Genomic DNA, 22,388 nt, shown 5'->3' on the forward strand with positions numbered 1-22,388 from the left:
CTGTTGGAAGGCGACCGCGTACACATAACAAAAAGGCCGCTCAAAAGCGGCCTTTTCATTCAATAAATCAGAAGCTTATGCTTCGTCTTCGGTCTTCTTCTTGGCGGCCTTTTTCGGCGCTGCTTTCTTGGCAGGCTTCTTGGCTTCACCAGACTTTTCGTCCGACTCGTCTTCAGCCATCAGCTCTTCCTTCGTCACCTTCTTGTCGGTGACATTGATGGAAGTGAGAAGGTGATCGACAACCTTTTCTTCAAAAATCGGAGCGCGGAGATTGTTGATTGCTTCCGGGGTCTTGCGGAAGAATTCATAAATCTGCTGTTCCTGACCTGGGTACTGACGAACCTGATCGTAAACAGCGCGCTGCAATTCTTCTTCTGTCACTTCGATACCGGCCTTGTTGCCGATTTCGGAGAGAACGAGACCAAGACGAACGCGGCGCTCAGCCAGCTTGCGATATTCTTCGCGCGCTGCTTCTTCCGTTGTGTCTTCGTCTTCAAAGGTCTTGCCAGCCTGCTGCAGGTCCTGACCGATCTGTGCCCAGATATTGTTGAACTCGGCATTGATCAGACGTTCTGGCGATTCGAACTGGTACTCACCATCGAGCGCATCGAGAATCTGACGCTTGACCTTCTGGCGGGTGAACGAGCCGTACTGGCTTTCGATCTGTTCGCGGATAACCTGACGCAGACGGTCGGCGCTTTCGATACCGAGCTTCTTGGCGGTTTCGTCGTTGATTTCGAGTTCGCCGGGCTTGCCGATTTCCTTGACGGTGATGTCGAAGGTTGCGTCCTTGCCTGCGAGGTGCGCCGCACCATATTCAGCCGGGAACGTCACCTTGATCTGCTTTTCGTCACCAGCCTTGGTGCCAACGAGCTGATCTTCAAAGCCGGGGATGAACTGGCCCGAGCCGAGGATCAACGTTGCATCGGTATCAGCGCCGCCATCGAATGGCTCGCCGTCGATCTTGCCGAGATAATCCATGGTAACGCGGTCGCCGGTTTCGGCCTTACCCTTCTTGGGCTCAAAAGTCTGGGCAGAGCTTGCAACGCGCTTGACCTGCTCTTCAACTTCCGCATCCGTAACATCCACGACTTCGCGCGTGATGGAGATCTTGGAAGCGTCCTTGAGTTCGATCGCTGGCAGAACTTCGTAGTTCAGCGTGAATTCGAAATCGGCTTCGCCGTTCAGAACCTTGTCTGCTTCCTTCTCGTCTTCAGTCATGGCGACTTCTGGCTGGGTAGCGGACTTTTCGTTGCGGTCTGCAAGGATCGTGCGCGAGGAATCGCTGAGGATCTCGTTGACGACTTCAGCCATGAAGGACTTGCCGTACATCTTGCGCAGGTGATTGAGCGGCACTTTGCCGGGGCGGAAGCCATTGATGCGCGCTTTCGCGCTGGCACCTTGGAGGCGTTCGGAAAGCTTTGCTTCCAGATCCTTGGCCGGAACGACGACCTTGATCTCGCGCTTCAGCCCTTCATTGAGCGTTTCAGTAACCTGCATGTCCAAACCTTCACTTTTTTAACATTTGTCCCGCCGTCGCCGGCCTATTAGCCAGATTGCGGGAGAAAAACTGTCTGCCATCGTGGCTTCTGGTGCAGATGGGGCGAGCCATGCCCTGACCATCTACGTTGATTTTATTGCTTTATTTCTTTTTCGGCCTGTTATTTGTGTCAGAATTCTTATCACAGAACGTGCCACAAAGCCGCGGAAGAAATTGCACCCTTACCGATTGGTGGCTCCATTTACTTGCACTGCGTACAAAAATCAATGGCACAGCCCTATGCGATTTGAAAATCCGCGCCGGTGCGCCTGAACTCCTGCACACAAGTCCGGCGCTTTCATGATCACAAAAAGAAGTGAAATATTTGTCTGATGACAACCATGTGCAACTGTGCAAATCTTGATGTGTGGGGACCATCGATAGCCATACTGGAAATGCACCATACGGAATTTTGGAACTGCCCTTGCGCTGGTCCCTATCGAGACTAAGTATTAAATCGATACAATCTGAGAAATTGACTTGTTTATCTGCGGCACCAGCGTTCCAGCTGTTCTGGTCAGTGCTCATCTGACTCGTAGCCATAAGATGAATCACCGGCGCGGACGGAGAGGCAATCGCATCTCAACAGGCACCGAAGTCTGATCGTCATGGAGGCCTGCCCTTGTCACGGAACTCTCTTTCTACACTTACCCTCGGCTTTGCACTTGCGCTCACGACCGCCTTGCCGGTGCTGGCGCAAAATGCGCCCCCGCCTCCGACAGTCACCGTAGCAAAACCTGTCGTGCGCGACGTCATCGACAGCGATGAATTCATCGGCCGCTTTGAAGCCGTCGATCAGGTTTCTGTCCGATCGCGTGTTGATGGCTATCTCGATACTGTCCACTTCAAGGACGGTGCTCTGGTCAAAAAGGGTGATCCGCTTTTCACCATCGACCAGCGGCCATACATATCGGCGCTGGCTCAGGCACAATCCGCATTGGAAGTTGCCAAGACCACGGAAACCTATGCGGAAGCACAGTTCAAGCGGACACAATCGCTGACCGGAAGTGGCACATTGTCCGTATCGACGCTGGATGATCAGCGGCGGGCGTTTCTCGCCGGTCAGGCGAGTGTGGTTGGTGCTCAGGCCGCCGTGGATGCAGCCCAGCTCAACCTCAACTATACGCAGATCACTGCCCCGCAAGATGGCCGTATTGACCGCCGGCTTATTTCGGTCGGCAATCTGGTCAATGCCAACAATACAATCCTGACATCTATCGTTTCGCTTGATCCGATTGATTTCTATTTCGACGTGGATGAGCGCAACCTGTTGTCCTATTCGAAGACGGCCCGTGAAAACGGCGCCAATCTGCAGGAAGGCGGCGGCGGTCTTGAAGTCACCGTCAGGCTGACCGATTCGAACGAGCAGCCATTCAAAGGCAAACTCGATTTCGCCGAGAACCGCCTTGACGATGCAACCGGCACAATGCGCGTGCGTGCGCGCTTCGACAATCCCAAGTTCATTCTTCAACCCGGCCTTTTTGGCCGTGTCGAAGTGGCTGCTTCGAACACATATAAGGGCACGCTCGTGCCTGATGAAGCGGTTGGCTCCGATCAGAATGAACGCGTTGTCTATGTCGTCAATGCTGACGAAACAGTCACCACCAAGCCAGTTCGTCTCGGACCGAAGCTTTACGGCTACCGGGTTATCCGCAGTGGCCTGAAGGGCGACGAAACCATCGTGGTCAACGGCCTGATGCGCATACGCCCCGGCATCAAGGTCAAGCCTGAAATCATCCAGCTTCCGCCGGAGGTTAAGGGTGCGGAGGCAGGGCAATGAGGTTTGCGCATTTTTTCATCGACAGACCGATCTTTGCGTCGGTTCTGTCCATTGTGCTGCTGATTGTCGGCGGTATCGCCTATACTCAGCTTCCCGTTGCCCAATATCCTGAAATCGCACCACCAACCATCGTTGTCCGCACCGCCTATCCCGGTGCTGATGCCGAAACTATTGCCAATACGGTCGCCACGCCCATCGAACAGCAGATCAATGGCGTCGAGGACATGCTCTATATGTCTTCCTACTCGACAGCTGACGGCTCAATGGCGCTGACGATCACCTTCAAGCTTGGCACGGATCTCGATAAGGCGCAGGTTCTGGTGCAGAACCGCGTTGCCATCGCCGTACCGCAATTGCCGCAAGACGTGCAGCGCAACGGTATCACCACGACGAAAAGCTCGCCCGATCTGATGATGGTCGTACACGTGCTTTCGCCCGATAACCGTTATGACCAGCTCTATGCGTCCAACTATGCCAACACCCGTATCCGCGACGTTCTGTTGCGGCTCGATGGTGTCGGTGAAGTTACTATCTTTGGTGAACGCCAGTATTCGATGCGTATCTGGCTCGATCCGCAAAAACTGGCCGCCTACAGCATGACATCCGCTGATGTGGTTCAGGCGCTGCGTGACCAGAACGTGCAGGTCAATGGCGGTGCCATTGGCGGGCCGCCCACATCGGGCACGAATGCATTCCAGTACACAGTGACCATGCAGGGCCGTTTCAGCGATGCCCGGCAGTTCCGCTACGTTATCGTCAAGACAAGCGGCGATGGCCGTCTTGTACAGTTGCAGGACGTCGCCCGCATCGAGCTTGGTGCGAAAGACTATGTAACGAACAGCTATCTCGATGGCAGCCCTGCCGTTGCGCTGGGTATTTTCAGCCGCCCCGGCACCAATGCGCTCGCTGCCGCCGAAACAATCCGGTCTACAATGACGGAACTCTCCAAGGATTTCCCTCCGGGCCTGAAATACGACATCGTCTATGATCCAACGGAATTCATCTCTGAATCGATTTCCGACGTTTACAAGACGATCTTCGAAGCCGTCATCCTTGTGGCACTGGTTGTGCTTGTCTTCCTGCAATCCTGGCGGACGGCAATCATCCCCATCGTTGCAATTCCAGTCTCGTTGATCGGCACCTTTGCCATACTCTCGGCATTCGGCTTCTCGCTGAATATGCTGACCTTGTTTGGTCTGGTGCTCGCCATCGGCATTGTGGTTGATGACGCCATTGTGGTGGTCGAAAATGTCGAACGAAACCTCGCGGCGGGCATGAGTCCGAAAGAAGCCTCGCACATAACCATGGATGAGGTCGGAACTGCGGTTATCGCCATTTCGCTGGTGCTGATTGCGGTTTTTGCGCCAACGGCCTTCATCCCCGGTATCTCTGGCCAGTTCTACATCCAGTTTGCCGTGACCATCTCGGCAGCGACGGCCATTTCGGCGCTTAACTCGCTGACACTTTCGCCTGCCCTGGCAGCGATCGTGCTGCGGCGGCATGACCATGCGCTGTCCAACAATCCCGCAGCACGTTTTGGACGAATGCTCGCCAATGGTTTCAATACGGGCTTCGACAAGATGGCGAACGGCTATTCATGGATCGTTCGGCGCCTTGTCGGATCGTGGGTTGGCATAGGCGCGTCGCTGCTGGTCTTTGTTGGCTTGCTCGGCGCCACATGGTTTATGGCCAATACGATCCCGCGCGGCTTCGTGCCGCCGATGGATCAGGGTTATGCCATTGTGGTCGTCCAGCTTCCTGACGGTGCATCCCTCGCCCGCACGGATGCGGTTATTGAAAAAGCGTCGAAGATCATCCGGGGTATTCCGGGTGTCCGCAACGCGGTGGCCTTTGCCGGCTTCAACGGTGCGACGTTCACCAATGCATCAAACTCCGGTGTGGTCTTTGCTCCGTTCCAGCCCTTTGCTGACCGGATCAAGAATGGCCAGACCGGCGATTCGATCATCAAGCAGATCTATGGAAGCCTGCAAAGCATTCAGGAAGCCTTCATCATCGCCGTACCGCCGCCACCAATTCGCGGCGTCGGTAATGCCGGTGGCTTCAAGATGCAGATTCTCGACCGCGACAGCTCCGATATGCGCCGCGTTCTCGGCCTTGCCTACCAGATGATGGGGGAAGCCAACCAGACACCGGGACTAACAGGCGTCTACACCACTTTCTCCGCCAATAGCCCGCAATACTTCCTCGAGATCGACAGAGACAAGGCGCAGGCGCTCAACGTGCCTATACCAAACATCTTTGAAACGCTCTCGACCAATCTTGGCACGTCCTATGTCAATGATTTCAATGCTTTCGGCCGTGTTTATCAGGTGCGGGCGCAGGCCGACCAGCAATACCGGCTGGATCGGACTGATATCCTTGCGCTGAAAGTACGCTCGGCCACGGGCGCACTGGTGCCGCTTGGCACCCTGATTGAAATCAAGGATACAAATGGCCCCTCACTCGTGCAGCGATACAATATGTATGTATCGGTGCCGCTACAGGGTAACGCTGCACCCGGTGTTTCCTCCGGTTCAGCGCTTGACAAGATGGAGGCATTGGCAGCCAAGACCCTGCCCGCCGGAACAACCTTCCAGTGGACAGAGCTTTCGCTGCAGGAAAGACAAACGGGCAACACGGCTATCCTGATCTTCGGACTTTCCGTGGTGTTCGTCTTCCTTGCCCTCGCCGCCCAGTATGAAAGCTGGGTCCTGCCACTGGCGATCATCCTGATTGTCCCATTGGCAGTGCTGGCCGCGCTGATAGGCGTCTATTTGCGAGGTATGGATAACAACATCCTGACCCAGATCGGTCTTGTGGTTCTGATTGGTCTGGCGGCGAAAAACGCGATCCTGATCGTGGAATTCGCCCGCCAGCATCAGGCAGAAGGCTCCAGTCCGGTTGAAGCGGCCATTGAAGCCAGCCGTCAGCGTCTGCGCCCGATCCTGATGACGGCTTTCGCCTTCATCTTCGGTGTCGTGCCGCTGATGATCGCCCAAGGCCCCGGCGCAGAAATGCGTCAATCACTGGGTACGGCTGTGTTCTCCGGCATGCTTGGCGTGACATTCTTCGGCCTGTTCCTGACGCCGGTGTTCTACGTCGCACTCCGCTCCATCGGGCGCAAGAAAGCGGCTGTGGAGACGCCCACGGAAGCGCCTGCCCATTAGCACTGGCACTCCCCTCTACAAATCAGATCGCGCCGGCATCCGTGCCGGCGCGATTTTTTATTGGCATCGAAATTGATCCTTTGAGGCATTGCAAAACGCCTCACTTTCACCAGACTGCTCGGCAGATTCTCAAGGAAGTGAAGCTTATGACCGTTCACGATATCCGCCCGACTGTCGACGCCCCCGATGATGATCCGCATATCTGGCTCGAGGAAATTGAAGGGACCAAGCCGCTTGAATGGGTTGCCCGGCAATCCGCAGCCACCCTGCAACGCTTTGGTGGTCAGCAATTCGAACGGGATCGCGATGTTCTGACCGCAATTCTGAACAGGCCAGACAAGATTCCGATGGTCGCACGCCGTGGCAACTATCTCTACAATGTCTGGCAGGATGAACAGAACCCGCGCGGCCTGTGGCGCCGCACCACCATGGCATCCTATAAAACGCCGGAGCCGGAATGGGAGCTTCTCCTCGACATTGATGCGCTCGCCACATCCGAGAACGATGACTGGATATGGAGCGGCGCGCATATCGAATCGAAAAAACGGCAGCGTGCCATTATCAGACTATCGCGCGGTGGCAGCGATGCGGTCGTCCATCGCGAGTTCGATATGGACAGCTTCCGTTTCATCGAGGATGGGTTCAATCTGCCCGAAGCGAAAGGCGATCTTGACTGGCTGGACATTGATACCGTCCTGATCTCGAGCGCGCTTGGCGAAGGCATGGTCACACAATCAGGTTATGCCCGCACCGTCCGTTTATGGAAGCGTGGCAGTGATCCGCTGTCTGCGCCTGTCATCTTTGAATGCCCGCCGGAATCCATGGCTGTGGGTGCAGATATTGACCGCAGCAGCGGCAGCGAGCGCATCTGGTTTGTCGAGCAGCGCTCCTTCTTTGAAACGACGGGCTGGTTGGGCGACCGTGAAGGCGCCAAACAGCGTCTGGATGTACCGGCGACGGCCTGGTGGAACTCCTACAATAAATGGCTGACCGTAAAGCCGAGGGAGGACTGGACCGTATCCGGCATCACCTACCCTGCCGACACGCTGCTGGGCATGTCGCTCCAGGCCTTTCTAACGGGCGAGCGCAATTTCCAGATTCTGTTCGAAGCGGCGCCGCGCCGCGCCCTGCAGGGCTTTTTCTGGAACGACAAAAAGCTTGTTGTCTCGTTTCTCGATAATCTTGCGCCGCGCTTCGAGATTTTCGAACCCGGCGAAGGCAAATGGACAAAGACATCCGTCAGCGCCCTTCCCGCCGAAGGTATTGTTCATCTCTGGTCGCTGGATGTCGAACATGACGACACCACGGGCGAATTGCTGGTTGCAGCACAGGACCCGATAACGCCAGCACAGGTGCTGTTGCTCGATATTGCCAAGCCAGAGGCCATCGCCGCACCGACGCTGCTCAAACAAAGCCCTGCGGTCTTTGATGCCACCGGCCTTGTTGTCACGCGGCATGAAGCTATCTCGACAGATGGCGAAGCGATCCCTTACACGCAGATCGGGCCAAAGGGTGAGACGGGTGATGCACCTGTCCACATGACTGGCTATGGCGGCTTTGGTCTGTCGATGGAGCCTTATTACAGCGCATCCATCGGCAAGTTGTGGCTGGAACGCGGCGGCACCAGCGTGGTTGCCAATCTGCGCGGCGGAGGTGAATTCGGCAGCGCGTGGCACGAGGCGGGGCGCCGGGCAGGCAAAAAGCTCTCCCACGACGATTTTGCCGCCATTGCCGCAGATCTGGTTCGTCGCGGCGTTACGCGGCCCGAACGTATAGCGGCGGAAGGCGGCTCCAATGGCGGTCTGTTGATCTCCAATATGCTGACGCGTTACCCCGAGCGTTTCGGGGCGCTGTTCTGCACCATTCCACTGATCGACATGCGCCGCTACAACAAGCTTCTCGCCGGAGCGAGCTGGGTCGACGAATATGGTGATCCTGACAAGCCTGAGGACTGGGACTTCCTGAAAGAGCTGTCAGCCTATCACAATGCTGTACCTGGTCGTCCCTATCCGCCCACCCTCATTGCAACAACACGCCGGGATGATCGCGTTCACCCCGGGCACGCACGCAAGATGGCGGCAAAGCTGCAGGCTCTTGGCTATAATACCTATTTCTACGAGCCTGAAGCTGGCGGGCATGGCTATGGCAAGGACAATAAAGAACGGGCGAGCTTCATTGCGCTTGGCTACACTTTCCTGCGCGATGCAATCGGCTGGAAGCCAGTCTCGGAGTAAACTGTTCAAACAGCAGCTTTTTCCTTTGACCCCCGGGAAGACGGTGATATAGAGACCGGCGCTTGGGGGTCGAATACGACAACCATCTGCGGATATGGCGAAATTGGTAGACGCACCAGATTTAGGTTCTGGCGGGAGACCGTGGGGGTTCGAGTCCCTCTATCCGCACCACTCTTCAATAGATATTTCAGGATTTTAGATCGATCTGTCAAAGCCGCTTTAGTTGCGGCTTGTCAATATGCCGGCTCTTGATAAAGCAGACGTCCATTATACTTGAGCGCACTGATCTGTGCGTCGCCTGCCTTGGACACCGCGATCACAGCATCAACCGCGTGTTCGCCTTGCATCTTCTCAACAGTTTGCCCCCATCCCTCGGGAAGGTAATAGCGCTCAACGCCGTACTGAACCGCATACACGTCGTTTGTGACCGCGTAGGAATGATTGAGCGTCCGTCCGTGCAATTGAACGTCACCGGCCGCAATGTCCGTACGCTTCTGCCAGGAAGCACTGGCGAAATTCCAGCGCCCGTCCGCACCTTCCTTGACCGTAACATAGATATCGATGAGCCCTGTTGTCTCGGGCTTATTGCCCGTCACTTTGTCTGTCCCAACAGATGAAATGCCATAGCCCAGCCGCACATATTCGCCGCGCAGAAGGTCACGCGGATCAACCGGTTCCGTTGCCAAGGTGATCCTTGTACCATGGCGAAGAACCATCGCATGCTTTTCCACCATGGCGTAAAGTACACCCGATTGCAGCAGTGCAACGACAACCCCCGCCAGCAAAAAGCGATTTATTTTCATGGCGCTACACTCTTCAACAGACTCTTTTTCTGAAGGCGCCGCTCCATGCGGATGACAAAGACCGCAAGCAACAGAACCAGCACACCGACGGTGAGGAAAAAGCCGGCTGTTCCAATCATCGTGCCGATTGTTTCGAAGGCAAGATAAAGAACCTCAACACAGAAAATCGCATAGGCGCTCCACCTGATGGCAAAATTGCGGTGCCCCGACAGGGCCAAACCGGCAATCGCAAGCGCCAGAATGGCAAAGCCCGTTGTCACCTCGCGCGTCCGGCCAAACCCATGATCATCAAACTGGAAAATCATCAGCACCATGTGGGCAGCCAGAAAGCCATAGGCACCAAGACCTATACCCCATCCAGTCAGATCATCCAGAACCGGTGATCGCAATGCATCAAGCAGAAACAAGCCAAGTCCAGCGGCAAGTGACAGCCACAGGATGACACTGACATCAAGATCGAAATGAACCACACAGACAAAGACCAACAGTAAGACTGCCAGGAAATGCCGCGCCGCGTCAGCTTTCACGTACCAGATAAGGCCTGCCGCCATGACAGAAAAGACTGGTACGAGCCAGACATAGGTCAAACGTGATGCATTATCCGGCTCCACGCTTGCCGCAAGATAGATACCGGCAATGACAATGCTGGTTGAGACAAGCGTCGGTGATCGCAACAACAGGGCAGCAATAACCGTTCCGCCAGTCCACCACAGGGCAGCAGAGGCCATATCACCCGATAGATGATACATTTGACCGACAAACGCGATACCGGCGCCGAAACCTATGGCGGCGATCAGATAGAGCGCTTCGCTGAAAATCTTGTCACCCCGGCTCGCCCGCCATGCGCCGCCAAGATAACCGCACCAGAGAACAGCAAAGATCAGCCCAACGCGAACAAGCCTTGGCATGGCTTCCCAATTCGCAGCGATCAGGGACAGGAGCGCGGCGCCTAGCAGAATAGCGCCGAGGATGGCCAGAACATTGCCAAGGCCAAAGCTGACGCCCTGCCCGGCAATATCTTTGCGCAAGCGTTCTGCCGTGGCGTCATCAATCAGCCCGTCACGCTGCCACCGCGCAATATGCTTGCGCAGGGTGAAGCCGATTATCATGCCTTCTGCTCCCGATTCGAGATGTTTGACTAATAACGATAGCCGTAATGAAAACGCAATTGCAGCCGGATTCGGGCAACAAACCATGAAGATGACAATTGTGCGGCGCAGCAATTAAAATCGATTAATGATGCAATGCAGCATATGCATAGCTGGCGTGCAAACTTGGCTCTGCACATTCGGCAAGGCATCCACTATCTTCAGCTCAACGATCAAGACTGATCAACGAAACAATTTGAACCGAATGGTGAATGAAATGAACCTTATCCGCTCTTACAGCAACTGGCGCCGTTATCGTGACACGGTTTCCGAGCTGAACCGTCTGTCGACCCGCGAACTGAACGATCTGGGCATCTCCCGCTCGGACATCCCGTTCGTAGCCAAGAAGTCCGCAGTACGCTAATCGCATAACAGAATATCGCCGAGGCTCATCCTCCTCCCAGAGCCTCCGCGATCAAAGGCCGGCACTCCTCCTCCCAGTCGGTCTTTACAAAACGGCACCCACCGCACCTCCTCCCGCGGTGGGTGTTGTTGTTTCAGGCCTACCTCTGGCTGTTGAAACCCCTCTCCTCCCAATCAGCCAAACGCATAACGTCAGGTTTTCCGCCCGCTGGCTCATACCAGGAGTCGACGGCCCAGAGCGTTCCGGATTTGTCGCGCAGCACCGCTGCGAAATGCGGATAGCGGCCATCGACGAAGCTTCCGCGCGATTCCCGGCGGCTGACACTGTGATGTCGCAACAAGCCAGCATTTTGCAAATAGCGCAGGAAATGATCCGTATTGGTGGATTCATCCACGCAATCCATCTGACCCTTCTGCCGTGCTTCGCCAAATTCCATCTTTGGCCGGTCCGCCACGCCAATCACCTGTGTCGAGCGAAGCTCAAACACCTGCACGGCGCGCCGTATGGCAGCGCGCTCCGCATCGGCCGATTTGCGTCCACTTGCCATAATGGCGGCAATCCGAGTGCGATCGCCTGATGTCAACGTCACCGGTGTTTGGAAGTAACAACCATAACCATGGCAGACACGGAAGCTTTGCGCATCGGCGGAACCTGGCCAAAGTGACAGCGCCGTCAAAAGAACCAGCGACAGATAAAACCCTAAGCCTGATGTTTTCATGCGCCATTGTATCAACGGCCATAGTCAAAACCTATCACAACAGCTTGATTTGGTTACCGGCGCCATCTCTGCGGGGTAGAAACGTGCGGTGAACCTGCGTACATTCGCAGTCCCCAACCATCCTCCCCGGAGATTAAATCATGCAAAAACGCCCCCTTGGTCGCACCGGCCTTTCCATCGCGCCGCTGGTTTTTGGCGGCAATGTTTTCGGCTGGACCGCCGACAAAAAGACTTCCTTCGATCTGCTGGACCGCTTCGTCGATGCGGGCCTCAATGCAGTCGATACAGCTGATGTTTATTCACGGTGGGTTCCGGGAAACAGCGGCGGTGAATCAGAAACGATCATTGGTGAGTGGATCAAGTCCCGCAACGCACGCGATAAGGTGATCATCATCACCAAGGTCGGCGGTGATATGGGTCAGGGCAAGAAGGATCTTTCCCCTGCCTATATCGCCAAGGCAGTTGAAGCATCACTGAAACGGCTGCAGGTGGACAGCATCGATGTATATCTCTCCCATTGGCCTGATCCGGAAACGCCTTATGAAGAAACACTGTCGGCCTATGACACGCTGCTGAAGGCAGGCAAGATCAAATCCATTGGTGGCTCCAATCTCGATGCGGACCAACTGCGTGCGGCGCTTGATGTTGCCAAGGCAAACGGCCTTCCCCGTTATGACGTGCTGCAGCCGGAATATAATCTCTATGGCCGCGCCAGCTTTGACGGCAAGCTGCGCGACCTGTGCATCGCCGAAGAGATCGGCGTCATCAGCTATTTTGCACTCGCACGCGGCTTTCTCTCCGGCAAATACCGCAGCGAAGCTGATCTGGCACAGAGTCAGCGTGGCAGCGGCGTCAAGGATTATCTCAACCCGCGCGGGTATCGCATTCTTGATGCACTGGATGCGGTTGCCGCCAGGCACGGCGCCAAGCAGGCCGAGGTGGCCATCGCGTGGATCATAGCGCGCGAAGGTGTCACGGCACCCATATCGAGCGCTACATCGCTTGGCCAACTGGAAAGCCTGATCAAGGCGGCCTCGCTGAAACTTGACGCAAGCGATATTGCCGAACTTGATAACGCCAGCGCCTGACCCTTTAAAAGCCGCCACGGACAAGCTGTGGCGGCTTTTGTACCATTGAAGCGTAACGCCAAACCGTTTATTGGGGTGCTATGTCAAACACACCCGTACATATCATTGGCGGCGGTCTCGCCGGTTCCGAAGCTGCATGGCAACTGGCCGAAGCAGGTATTCCCGTCATCATCCACGAAATGCGCCCCGTTCGCGGCACAGATGCGCACAAGACGCAGGATCTGGCTGAACTTGTCTGTTCCAACTCGTTCCGCTCCGATGATGCCGAAACCAACGCCGTTGGCGTCCTGCACGCGGAAATGCGCCTTGCCAATTCACTGATCATGGCCTCGGCGGATTCCCATCAGGTTCCGGCTGGCGGCGCGCTTGCCGTTGATCGCGATGGCTTCGCTCAGGCCGTAACGGCCAAGCTTGAAGCACACCCGTTGATCACCATCGAGCGTGAAGAGATCACCGGCCTCCCGCCCGCAGAATGGGACAAGGTCATCATCGCGACCGGCCCGCTCACGGCCCCTTCTCTTGCGGAAGCCATTGGCAAGCAGACCGGTGCTGACGCCCTTGCCTTTTTTGATGCCATCGCGCCGATCGTCCATTTTGACAGCATCGACATGAATACCTGCTGGTTCCAGTCGCGCTACGACAAGGTCGGTCCCGGCGGCACCGGCAAGGACTATATCAACTGCCCCATGACCAAAGAGCAGTATGAAGCCTTTGTGCAGGCGCTGATTGGCGGGGACAAGACGGAGTTCAAGCAGTGGGAAGGTACGCCCTATTTCGATGGCTGCCTGCCAATCGAGGTCATGGCGGAACGCGGCGTCGAAACTCTGCGTCACGGCCCCATGAAGCCGATGGGCCTGACCAATGAGCATAACCCCACTGTCAAGGCCTATGCCGTCGTGCAGCTCCGGCAGGACAATGCACTTGGTACGCTCTACAATATGGTCGGCTTCCAGACGAAGCTGAAATATGGTGCACAGACTGAGATATTCCGGATGATCCCCGGCCTTGAGAATGCAGAGTTTGCGCGTTTGGGTGGTCTGCATCGCAATACCTATCTGAACTCGCCCATCCTGCTTGATCCGACATTGCAGCTGAAATCACGTCCGGGCCTGCGCTTTGCCGGTCAGATCACCGGTTGCGAAGGTTATGTCGAGTCTGCAGCCATCGGCCTGCTTGCCGGGCGTTTTGCTGCCGCCGAGCGGCTGGGGCAGAGTTTGACGCCACCGCCTGTTACAACTGCCTTCGGTGCTCTGCTTGGCCACATCACCGGTGGCCATATCGTCAGCGATGAGGAACCCGGCAAGCGCTCGTTCCAGCCGATGAACGTCAATTTCGGCCTGTTTCCACCGATTGAAGCGCCAAAGTCCGAGGGCAAGCGCCTGCGTGGCAAGGAAAAGACCAATGCCAAGAAACGCGCCATGAGCGCGCGTGCCCTTGCAGATTGCCGGGCTTGGCTGGGTTTGCCAGTGATAGCTGAGGCTGCTGAGTAACCAAAGTGTTGCAGAGCCTATGGTTCGTGGTTCGTGGTTCGTGGTTCGACAAGCTCACCATGAGGAGAGTGTGGATGAAAGGGAGTCAGGTTCTGCATTCCTTATGATCTGCAAAGTTGACGGTTATCGTTGCATCACCCCTCTCCCTCATGGTGAGCTTGTCGAACCACGAACCACGCATCACGCGCGATATCTCGCAGAACAGTACGCGATTCAAGCAAAGCGCATTGAAGCCCGGAGCATAACCCACTGGCGGCGTAGCGGCGAAACAACCGGCGTCTCATTCGCCACATCAAACCCACTCGCCTTGAGTTTCTTCAAATACATTCCTGTGAGACCAACGGGCAGATAGGCAGGGCGCAACGTTGCTGGCAGTGATTTCGCCGCGGCTTCATACTTGCCAAGGTGATCCTCAGCCAGTGCAATCATCGCATCTATCGCGCGTTTGATTGCAGCCTTATCCGTACCTTCGAGCAGCATCTCTGCGCTGCAACCGACGGCTGCCAATATATCTGCCGGAATGTAAGTCTGGCCGCGTCGCCGGTGCAGCGGCAATAGCCGCAACAATCCGGTTACGGCCTGCGCAACACCTGCATGTCCTGCAATATCCGCCTGAGCTGGTGCCTTTTCCGCATCGAGCACCAGAGATGCCAACTGGATCAATGCCGAGGCGGTCTCGCCGCAATAGCCTTCCAGATCGTTACGGCTGGGCATGGGGTCGTCATAAAGATCGAAAATGCGCGCTTCGCAGTAATTATCGAAAGCGGTGCGCGGCAGATTGTACACCTTGATCGCTTCCAGCAAAGCTGCTGCAACCGGATTACCGATAACCTCGCCATGTTCTGTCCCGTCGATCAGATCACGCCACCATTGCAATCGCACTTCGCCCGGCAAGGGATCATGAATTAGATCGCGGATACGCGCGATCTCCACGTTGAATGCGTAAAGCGCTGCCAAAGCGCCGCGCTTCTCCTCCGGTGCATAAAGCACGGAAAGATAGCGGTCCGGATCGGCATCCCGCAATAATTGCAGACAATGGGATTCATTTGCGTTCATGGGGCTGAGATACAGACAAGCGCCGGTTTAATCTACAGCAATCAACGCCGCAGCGACGGCGCGATCTTCCGCCAGCAGAACATTATAGGTGCGCACGGCGGCACCCGTGCTCATGGGATCAGAGGAAATGCGATGCTCGCGCAATACATCGCGCAGGGCCTGCGGCAGGCGGCGCAATTCCGTGCCCATACCGACAAGCAAAATCTCGATATCATCAGCCTGTTCAAGCACCAGAGCCAAATCCTCTGCGGTCAGGGCAGTTTCGATCTTCGGGGTCCAGCCGTGAATGCCGGATGGCAGACACAGGATTGATCCGCGATGCGACATATCGGCGAACCGGAACCCGCCATTGCCATAGGCATCTATCGGCGCACGGCCGGGGAAATGCGCATCCCGGATTTCAATGCCTTTGACCACAGTCCTATTCTCCGACATCGGCCCGGCGGCCATCCTCGACAACATCCCGCCCTTTTAGGCCAAACAGCATCAGCAATGGGCCTGCGACGAAGATAGACGAATAGGTCGCAACGACGATGCCAACAGCGATGGTAAGTGCAAAGGCGCGCACATCATCACCGCCATAAGCATAGAGTACGATCAGTGCCAGGAAGGTAGCCAGCGATGTCAGGATGGTACGCGACAAGGTTTGATTGATCGAGGCATCGAGCACCGCAGACAGGGAAACACCATTGCCATGCCGCCGCAGATTTTCCCGGACCCGGTCGTAAATGACAACCGTATCGTTGAGCGAATAGCCAACAATAGCCAGCAGAGCCGCAATACTCCAGAGATTGAACTCCATCTGGAAGATGATGAACATGCCGAGCAACAGCAAAACATCATGGATCGTCGCAATGATCGCGCCAAGCGCAAAATGCCATTCGAAGCGGAACCAGACATAGGCAAAGATTGCAGCAAGCGAAAGCGCAACGGCCAGCCCACCGGCCTTGGCCAGTTCGCCTGATACAGTCGGTCCTATCACATCGACGCGGCGGAATTCGTAATCCTGATCGAGTTCACCACGGATTTTAACGCCGACGGTCTGTTCGGCATTCTCGCCCTCGCCCTGACTGCCAACAGTAATGAGCGCGCGGTCATCCGATTTGAATGGTTCAATCTTCACGTCGCCAATGTTGAGGTCATCAAGCCGGCTGTACACATCATCCAGATCAATCGGGCCCTCACTGGACGCGATCTCAACCATCGTTCCGCCCTTGAAATCGATGCCGAAATTCATGCCGATAACAAAGAACAGGACGATGACTGCCACGCTTGATAATGCCGAGAAACCAAGCGTCAGCCCGCGCAGGCGCATGAACGGAATTTTCGTGTTGTAGGGAACAAGCTTCAATGCCGCGCGGGGTACTTCCTTCGGCTTTGACCACTGCACCCATGCCGAAACCATCCAGCGTGTGAGGGTGAAGGTTGTGAACAGCGTGGTAATGATGCCGACGGTGACAGTCACGGCAAAGCCATGCACGGGCCCAGTGCCCAGAATGAAAAGCACCAGAGCCGCGATCAAGGTGGTGACATTGGCATCGACAATCGTCGCCTGCGCCCGGGCAAACCCGGAATCAATCGCCTGAATGACCGAAAAGCCTGCACGTCGATCTTCGCGGATACGCTCATAGATGAGGACGTTTGAGTCAACCGCCATGCCGATGGTCAGAACAATACCAGCCACGCCCGCAAGGCTGAGGGGAACGCCAACAATGGTCAAAAACGCCAGGATCAGGATGATGTTGACGATCAGCGCTATGCTGGCGATCACGCCAAGCAGGCCATAGGTCAGCAGCATGAACAGGATGACAAGGCCAGCACCGATAAGTGCTGCAATCTTTCCAGCTGAAACAGCCGACGCGCCAAGATCCGTTCCGACCGACCGCTCTTCAATGACAGTAACAGGCGCAGGCAATGCTCCAGCGCGCATGACGATAGCAAGATTGCTGGCGCCGGACAGATCGAAATTACCGGCGATTTGCCCGGTGTTACCCGGAATGGCCTCGCTGATAACCGGTGCCGACAACACCTGATCATCGAGAACAATGGCGAACGAGTTTCCGATATTTTCCTTCGTTGCCTTGGAGAAGCGCTCAGCACCGGCACTATCAAGCTTGAATGTGATGACCGGCTGCTGCGTCGCGGTATCGACACCCGCCTGTGCACCAACGAAATTCGCATTGGTAACGATGGGTTCTTTCTTGACGAGATAGGCGACGGGCGGATCATCAAAGGAATAGACAACATCCGAGCCCGCAGGCGGCGTGCCATCAATGGCCTGCTGCACCGGCATTGATGTATCGATCATCCGGAAGCTCAATTGCCCTGTGAGGCTCAGAATGTCCTTGAGCAGCTGCGAGTCGTAAAGACCGGACACTTCAACGAGAACACGGCCACTTCTCTGGCTCTCCACATTGGGATTGGTATAGCCAAGTTCGCTGAGGCGGCGGTTCATCACTTCTATTGCCGCATCAGTCTGCGCCAGCTTGTCTTTGTCGACCTGCAGGCGGATACGCGAGCCGCCCTCCAAATCAAGCCCAAGCGCAAGCTGTTTCTTTGGAAGCCAATTTGGCAGGTTCGCCAGCTGGATGGGCGTAAACAGATTTGGCAGAGCCAGGATCACGCCTACAAGAACAACGGCCCAGATGAGAAGTGTCTTCCAGCGGCTAAAATAGAGCATGCAGTCGCGACCTCAAGAATCAACAGGGCGGCCTGATGCCGCCCCGTCACTATGACTTATTTCTTGTTATCGGCAACCGGTTCGCCTTTGACGCGTACGTCCGACACCAATGCGCGGATAACGCGAGCCTTGACGCCCTCGCCGATTTCAACTTCGAGTTCGCCGGTATCTTCGAACACTTTCGTCACCTTGGCAACAAAACCACCACCAGTGATGATGGTGTCACCGCGGCGGATGTTCTTCAGCTGCTCTTCGCGCTTTTTCATCGATGTACGCTGCGGACGGATGATCAGGAAGTACATGATCACGAAAATCAGGATGAATGGCAGGATGCTCATCAGCATTTCCGGCGCACCACCGATGCCCGTTGTCTGTGCATATGCGGGAGTTACGAACATAGAGACAGTCTCCAGAGTAATTCTTGTTTGAATGATACAGAACCTGCGGAATACAATGTTTGGAATGGGAAAAGCAACCGTGCAAAATCCCGCATCCCGCTTTTCGGTTTCCCATCAACATGATAGTGGCTTGAACGCAGAAAAACAAAGGCTTGAGAAGAATGTCCGAGGAATTACTCGCCGATAAACTTGACCGACTGATTGCCGTGCTGGAACGTATGGCACCGCCAAAAGCGCAACCCGCCAATCTCGACGGCGCTGATTGCTTCGTCTGGAACCCGGATCATCTTGCCTTTGACCCGGTTCTGAAGGTCAATCGTGTCGACATTTCCCTCATTCGCGGCGTCGATCGTGTGCGCGATATTCTCTTTGACAACACCAAGCGCTTTGCCGATGGCTTGCAGGCAAATAATGTATTGCTGTGGGGCGCGCGCGGCATGGGCAAATCATCGCTGGTCAAGGCGGTTCATGCTTCGGTGAACGCTGCGGCGCCCGGCAATGACAATACGCTGAAGCTGGTCGAGATACACCGCGAGGATATCGACAGCCTCCCCGCCCTGATGGCCGCAATCAAGGACACACAATATCGTTTCATCCTGTTTTGCGACGATCTGTCCTTTGATCATGACGATACTTCCTACAAGTCGCTCAAGGCAGCGCTTGAAGGCGGCGTCGAGGGCCGACCTGACAATGTCATCTTCTACGCCACATCGAACCGACGACATCTCTTGCCGCGTGACATGATCGAGAACGAGCGCTCAACCGCCATCAATCCCTCTGAAGCCGTCGAAGAAAAGGTTTCCCTGTCGGATCGCTTCGGCCTGTGGCTGGGTTTCCACAAATGCAGCCAGGATGATTATCTTTCGATGATCGACGGCTATGCCGCCCATTTCGACCTGCCGATGCAGAAGGAACAACTACACGCAGAAGCGCTCGAATGGTCGACCACGCGCGGCTCACGCTCCGGCCGCGTTGCATGGCAGTTCACGCAGGATCTCGCCGGGCGGCTCGGCAAAAAGCTCTGAAAAGCAAAAGGCCCGTGCATTGCTGCACGGGCCTTTTGAATTCAAGCACGAACCAATCAGGATTCGAGGAACTTCGAAGGATCAACCGGCGTCGAGTTCTTGCGAACCTCGAAGTGCAATTTTGGCGAGGTCGCATTGCCGGTCATGCCCGAGCGGCCAAGTTCTTCGCCGCGCTTCACCTTCTGGCCGCGCTGTACATTCAGCTTGCTCGCATTGCCGTAAACCGTGACCAGACCATTATCATGGCGAACGAGAACCGTATTGCCGAACTCCTTCAAACCATCACCGGAATAGATGACAACGCCGTTTTCAGCCGCCTTGATCGGGGTGCCCTCAGGAACCGAAATGTCGATACCGTCATTGCCCTTGCCGTAATTGGCAACGACACGGCCACGAACCGGCCAGCGCATCTGTGAGGCGCCGGTGGCTGATGGTGCGGATGCAACATCCTTCTCGGCATCATCGATAACCTTTTCGCTCGCCTGTGGCGGTGTGTAAGGCTTTGCCTGTCCGTCAGCCTGCGGTGCTGCCGGTGTCGTAGCCGTTGCGGCGCTCGGTGCCACGCTCGCGACGACCTTTGGCTGAACAACAGGCGGCGTTGCGGCAGTCTTGACCTGATCGACCGCGCCCTTTGCCTTCATGTTGTTGGCGACATTCTGCGCCATCGACGAGCTTGATGCCGGAATAACCAGAGCCTGCCCAAGACGAACATTACCGTCCTTCATGTTGTTGGCCTGCTTGATAGCCTCGACATTGGCACCCGTCTTGCGGGAGATGGCATGCAACGTATCGCCACTCTGAACAGTGTATGAACCGGCGTGGCTCGGTGACGTCGTATTATTGGCAGCTATCGCTGGAGCAGCAGCTGGCTTTGTCGGCATACGTGCCTCACGGCCATCCGGCGTTTTCAGCGAACCGGCTGATGATGCAAGCGGCGGAGCCTGCACATTACCCATCGGCTGCGCCGAAGCGACCTGCTGGCGAACAGGAGCAGCGCTCACTGCCGGGCGCATCGGCTGCGAGGAAACTGGCGGAAGCGCAGAAGCGCTTGCGGCACCTACTGGCGGTAGGCTGCTGCGCTGGACACCGCCCGCAGGTGGAACCGCATTGCGATTGACCGAAGCTGTGTAAGTTGAATCAACCGGCGGCGTATAACCCCGTGGGGGCGAATTCTGCCCCTGAATGATTGAACGCTGGTTGTCGCTGTAGCCGGAGCTGAAATCCGCGCTGGTGAAGCGCGACACCCCGGAACTGCAACCTGCAGCCAAAGCTGCAATCAAGAGAACGCTGGCATTCAGTGCCAGCCGCTGTGACGCTTTGTCTAGTACACTCAAACGCATCGCTTATCCCGCCCGTACTCAATACAAGAATATTGAGCCATTAAACCGCGTTAATGTTACCCGACCGTTAAAACGCATAAAAAATTTGTAAAAGATTCACCAAATCCATAAACGGTTGCGCCAACACTGCGGCGGGCGAGCCTGTCAGAGTGCTGTGGCGACACCATCCAGCAGCGGCAAAAAGCGTGCAGACATCATATCCTCACGTTCGAAACGGCTGCCGATTTTGGACAGGCGCGACACCACCTGCTTGCCATCGACAGGCCCGATCGGTGCAATCATCACCCCGTTGGACGAGAGAAGATCGACGAACTGGCGGGGCATGCTTTCAAAAGCGGCCCAGACGATAATGCGGTCAAACGGGCCGTCATGGGTCAGGCCCAGCTTGCCATCCGCATGCTTGATGAACAGGTTCTCGATCTTCAACGCCTGATGGCGTTGCTGGGCAAGTTCAATCAGCGTGCGATATCGCTCTATCGAAAGCACACGTCCCGCAAGCCGGGCCATGATTGCGGCGGTAAAACCCGTGCCGGTGCCGATTTCCAGAACCCGGTGCGTCGGCTCCAGATCAAGCGACTTGATCAAACGGGCCTGCAGATCCAGCCCTTCCATGAATTCACCGCACTCGATCGGCAGCATCCGGTCGCCATAAGCCACTGTTCCAAGATTGCCGGAAACAAAAGCCATGCGGGGCGTCGCTTCAAAAGCCCCCATAAGCCGCTGGTCCGACAACCCCAAGGACCGCATACGCAGGACGAAGGCGGCAAAGCCTTCCCGTTCAGAAAGCGCAGGCTTCATGCGAAGGCGTCCTCCAAAGTCTGGCGCATTTCGTGCGCCGTCAGATCGAGCTGAAGCGGTGTAATTGAAATATAGTTCTGGCGGATCGCCGCCACATCGCTGTCAGGCGCAGGCTCATCCTTGCCACGGCCATAACGCAGCCAGTAATAGGGCAATCCACGCCCATCCTGCCGTTCTTCAATGGTCAGCCCATGGGAAAGCTTGCCCTGCGCCGTCACGCGAACACCGGCCAACTCACCACCGCTGCAGCTCGGAAAATTCACATTCAGCAGCACACCCTTGGCAAGTTCGACGCCAAGCAATTTCTTCAGCAGAGCCGGAGCCCGCTGTTCAACAATTTCCCATGGCAGAATACGCGCGGCGCCATTCAGATTATATTCCTGCGACAAAGCGATGGAATTGATACCAAGCAAAGTGCCTTCGATAGCAGCGGCAATCGTACCGGAATAGGTCACATCATCGGCCGTGTTCGAACCGGAATTAACGCCTGACAGGATCAGATCCGGTGCTTCAGGCATCAAGTGCCGCACGCCCATGATCACGCAATCGGTTGGCGTACCACGCACGGCATAGTGACGATCATCAATCTTGCGCAGGCGTAGCGGCGTTGAAAGTGTCAGCGAATGCGCGAGACCGCTCTGGTCGGTTTCCGGCGCGATCACCCAAACATCGTCGGAAAGCTGGCGGGCAATGCGTTCCAGAACAGCAAGACCTTCCGCATGAATACCATCATCGTTGGTCAGCAGGATACGCATCGCC

General features: G+C 56.0%; 18 protein-coding genes and 1 tRNA gene. 8 read left to right on the forward strand and 11 right to left on the reverse strand.

The window, feature by feature from the left end; all coding sequences use genetic code 11:
- Window positions 1-75: 75 nt before the first annotated feature.
- Window positions 76-1,500 carry a trigger factor gene (gene tig / locus AB4Y96_RS08535; RefSeq protein ID WP_441916657.1) on the reverse strand — a complete coding sequence of 475 codons (1,425 nt, stop codon included), beginning with the start codon at window positions 1,498-1,500 and terminating at the stop codon, window positions 76-78.
- A 656-nt stretch (window positions 1,501-2,156) separates the two neighbouring features.
- Here tig and AB4Y96_RS08540 point away from each other — a divergent pair.
- The 4 genes from AB4Y96_RS08540 (at window position 2,157) to AB4Y96_RS08555 (ending at window position 8,892) form a co-directional block, all read left to right on the forward strand.
- On the forward strand, window positions 2,157-3,320 hold the full coding sequence (locus AB4Y96_RS08540; protein ID WP_441916745.1) for an efflux RND transporter periplasmic adaptor subunit: 1,164 nt from the start codon (window positions 2,157-2,159) through the stop codon (window positions 3,318-3,320).
- Entirely contained in the window at window positions 3,317-6,487 is a 3,171-nt protein-coding gene (locus AB4Y96_RS08545) for an efflux RND transporter permease subunit (protein ID WP_441916658.1), read from the forward strand. The genes AB4Y96_RS08540 and AB4Y96_RS08545 overlap by 4 nt, the downstream gene beginning before the upstream one ends.
- A gap of 146 nt (window positions 6,488-6,633) precedes the next feature.
- A complete protein-coding gene (locus tag AB4Y96_RS08550) occupies window positions 6,634-8,721 on the forward strand; it encodes a prolyl oligopeptidase family serine peptidase (RefSeq protein ID WP_441916660.1) in 2,088 nt (695 codons plus the stop codon).
- A gap of 88 nt (window positions 8,722-8,809) precedes the next feature.
- Window positions 8,810-8,892 (forward strand) — tRNA-Leu (locus AB4Y96_RS08555).
- Window positions 8,893-8,954: 62 nt separating this feature from the next.
- Here AB4Y96_RS08555 and AB4Y96_RS08560 read toward each other — a convergent pair.
- Both AB4Y96_RS08560 and AB4Y96_RS08565 read right to left on the reverse strand, forming a co-directional pair.
- Complete coding sequence (locus tag AB4Y96_RS08560; protein WP_441916662.1) at window positions 8,955-9,524, reverse strand: GDYXXLXY domain-containing protein; 570 nt, start codon at window positions 9,522-9,524, stop codon at window positions 8,955-8,957.
- Window positions 9,521-10,633: a DUF2157 domain-containing protein gene (locus AB4Y96_RS08565; protein ID WP_441916664.1), complete on the reverse strand. Its 1,113-nt coding sequence runs from the start codon at window positions 10,631-10,633 to the stop codon at window positions 9,521-9,523. The genes AB4Y96_RS08560 and AB4Y96_RS08565 overlap by 4 nt, the downstream gene beginning before the upstream one ends.
- A 256-nt stretch (window positions 10,634-10,889) precedes the next feature.
- Here AB4Y96_RS08565 and AB4Y96_RS08570 point away from each other — a divergent pair, with 256 nt between their 5' ends.
- Complete coding sequence (locus AB4Y96_RS08570; RefSeq protein ID WP_091878374.1) at window positions 10,890-11,036, forward strand: DUF1127 domain-containing protein; 147 nt, start codon at window positions 10,890-10,892, stop codon at window positions 11,034-11,036.
- 139 nt (window positions 11,037-11,175) lie between these two features.
- On the opposite strand, the gene AB4Y96_RS08575 is transcribed toward AB4Y96_RS08570, so the two are convergent.
- Entirely contained in the window at window positions 11,176-11,754 is a 579-nt protein-coding gene (locus AB4Y96_RS08575) for a hypothetical protein (RefSeq protein WP_441916666.1), read from the reverse strand.
- Between the two features lie 140 nt (window positions 11,755-11,894).
- On the opposite strand from AB4Y96_RS08575, the gene AB4Y96_RS08580 reads away from it, so the two are divergent.
- Window positions 11,895-12,842, forward strand: a complete 948-nt coding sequence (locus AB4Y96_RS08580; protein WP_441916667.1) for an aldo/keto reductase — start codon at window positions 11,895-11,897, stop codon at window positions 12,840-12,842.
- 80 nt (window positions 12,843-12,922) lie between these two features.
- Window positions 12,923-14,332: a methylenetetrahydrofolate--tRNA-(uracil(54)-C(5))-methyltransferase (FADH(2)-oxidizing) TrmFO gene (gene trmFO, locus AB4Y96_RS08585; RefSeq protein ID WP_091877194.1), complete on the forward strand. Its 1,410-nt coding sequence runs from the start codon at window positions 12,923-12,925 to the stop codon at window positions 14,330-14,332.
- A 213-nt stretch (window positions 14,333-14,545) separates the two neighbouring features.
- On the opposite strand, the gene AB4Y96_RS08590 is transcribed toward trmFO, so the two are convergent.
- The 4 genes from AB4Y96_RS08590 to yajC are packed head-to-tail and all read right to left on the reverse strand — an operon-like array spanning window position 14,546 to window position 18,466.
- A complete protein-coding gene (locus tag AB4Y96_RS08590; RefSeq protein ID WP_441916669.1) occupies window positions 14,546-15,388 on the reverse strand; it encodes a phytoene/squalene synthase family protein in 843 nt (280 codons plus the stop codon).
- 27 nt (window positions 15,389-15,415) lie between these two features.
- On the reverse strand, window positions 15,416-15,805 hold the full coding sequence (locus AB4Y96_RS08595) for an Mth938-like domain-containing protein (RefSeq protein ID WP_441916747.1): 390 nt from the start codon (window positions 15,803-15,805) through the stop codon (window positions 15,416-15,418).
- 4 nt (window positions 15,806-15,809) lie between these two features.
- Window positions 15,810-18,068, reverse strand: coding sequence for a protein translocase subunit SecD (gene secD / locus AB4Y96_RS08600; protein WP_091877198.1), 2,259 nt, complete (start codon window positions 18,066-18,068; stop codon window positions 15,810-15,812).
- A gap of 56 nt (window positions 18,069-18,124) precedes the next feature.
- A complete protein-coding gene (yajC, locus tag AB4Y96_RS08605; protein ID WP_091877200.1) occupies window positions 18,125-18,466 on the reverse strand; it encodes a preprotein translocase subunit YajC in 342 nt (113 codons plus the stop codon).
- Window positions 18,467-18,627: 161 nt separating this feature from the next.
- On the opposite strand from yajC, the gene AB4Y96_RS08610 reads away from it, so the two are divergent.
- Window positions 18,628-19,491: an ATP-binding protein gene (locus AB4Y96_RS08610; protein WP_441916671.1), complete on the forward strand. Its 864-nt coding sequence runs from the start codon at window positions 18,628-18,630 to the stop codon at window positions 19,489-19,491.
- Between the two features lie 56 nt (window positions 19,492-19,547).
- Here AB4Y96_RS08610 and AB4Y96_RS08615 read toward each other — a convergent pair whose 3' ends face one another.
- The 3 genes from AB4Y96_RS08615 to surE form a co-directional block, all read right to left on the reverse strand.
- Window positions 19,548-20,831: a peptidoglycan DD-metalloendopeptidase family protein gene (locus AB4Y96_RS08615; RefSeq protein ID WP_441916673.1), complete on the reverse strand. Its 1,284-nt coding sequence runs from the start codon at window positions 20,829-20,831 to the stop codon at window positions 19,548-19,550.
- A 144-nt stretch (window positions 20,832-20,975) separates the two neighbouring features.
- Complete coding sequence (locus AB4Y96_RS08620; RefSeq protein WP_441916675.1) at window positions 20,976-21,629, reverse strand: protein-L-isoaspartate(D-aspartate) O-methyltransferase; 654 nt, start codon at window positions 21,627-21,629, stop codon at window positions 20,976-20,978.
- Window positions 21,626-22,384, reverse strand: a complete 759-nt coding sequence (gene surE / locus AB4Y96_RS08625; RefSeq protein ID WP_441916676.1) for a 5'/3'-nucleotidase SurE — start codon at window positions 22,382-22,384, stop codon at window positions 21,626-21,628. Before surE ends, AB4Y96_RS08620 begins: the two co-directional genes overlap by 4 nt.
- Window positions 22,385-22,388: the final 4 nt, after the last annotated feature.

This window comes from Phyllobacterium sp. TAF24 (assembly GCF_052113785.1).
Taxonomy (GTDB): domain Bacteria; phylum Pseudomonadota; class Alphaproteobacteria; order Rhizobiales; family Rhizobiaceae; genus Phyllobacterium.

Bases quoted from the DNA above. Each gene is read 5' to 3' on its own strand.
- tig (WP_441916657.1), bottom strand. From the start codon at position 1,500: ATGCAGGTTACTGAAACGCTCAATGAAGGGCTGAAGCGCGAGATCAAG.
- AB4Y96_RS08545 (WP_441916658.1), top strand. From the start codon at position 3,317: ATGAGGTTTGCGCATTTTTTCATCGACAGACCGATCTTTGCGTCGGTT.
- AB4Y96_RS08550 (WP_441916660.1), top strand. From the start codon at position 6,634: ATGACCGTTCACGATATCCGCCCGACTGTCGACGCCCCCGATGATGAT.
- AB4Y96_RS08560 (WP_441916662.1), bottom strand. From the start codon at position 9,524: ATGAAAATAAATCGCTTTTTGCTGGCGGGGGTTGTCGTTGCACTGCTG.
- AB4Y96_RS08565 (WP_441916664.1), bottom strand. From the start codon at position 10,633: ATGATAATCGGCTTCACCCTGCGCAAGCATATTGCGCGGTGGCAGCGT.
- AB4Y96_RS08570 (WP_091878374.1), top strand. From the start codon at position 10,890: ATGAACCTTATCCGCTCTTACAGCAACTGGCGCCGTTATCGTGACACG.
- AB4Y96_RS08575 (WP_441916666.1), bottom strand. From the start codon at position 11,754: ATGAAAACATCAGGCTTAGGGTTTTATCTGTCGCTGGTTCTTTTGACG.
- AB4Y96_RS08580 (WP_441916667.1), top strand. From the start codon at position 11,895: ATGCAAAAACGCCCCCTTGGTCGCACCGGCCTTTCCATCGCGCCGCTG.
- trmFO (WP_091877194.1), top strand. From the start codon at position 12,923: ATGTCAAACACACCCGTACATATCATTGGCGGCGGTCTCGCCGGTTCC.
- AB4Y96_RS08590 (WP_441916669.1), bottom strand. From the start codon at position 15,388: ATGAACGCAAATGAATCCCATTGTCTGCAATTATTGCGGGATGCCGAT.
- secD (WP_091877198.1), bottom strand. From the start codon at position 18,068: ATGCTCTATTTTAGCCGCTGGAAGACACTTCTCATCTGGGCCGTTGTT.
- yajC (WP_091877200.1), bottom strand. From the start codon at position 18,466: ATGTTCGTAACTCCCGCATATGCACAGACAACGGGCATCGGTGGTGCG.
- AB4Y96_RS08610 (WP_441916671.1), top strand. From the start codon at position 18,628: ATGTCCGAGGAATTACTCGCCGATAAACTTGACCGACTGATTGCCGTG.
- AB4Y96_RS08615 (WP_441916673.1), bottom strand. From the start codon at position 20,831: ATGCGTTTGAGTGTACTAGACAAAGCGTCACAGCGGCTGGCACTGAAT.
- AB4Y96_RS08620 (WP_441916675.1), bottom strand. From the start codon at position 21,629: ATGAAGCCTGCGCTTTCTGAACGGGAAGGCTTTGCCGCCTTCGTCCTG.
- surE (WP_441916676.1), bottom strand. From the start codon at position 22,384: ATGCGTATCCTGCTGACCAACGATGATGGTATTCATGCGGAAGGTCTT.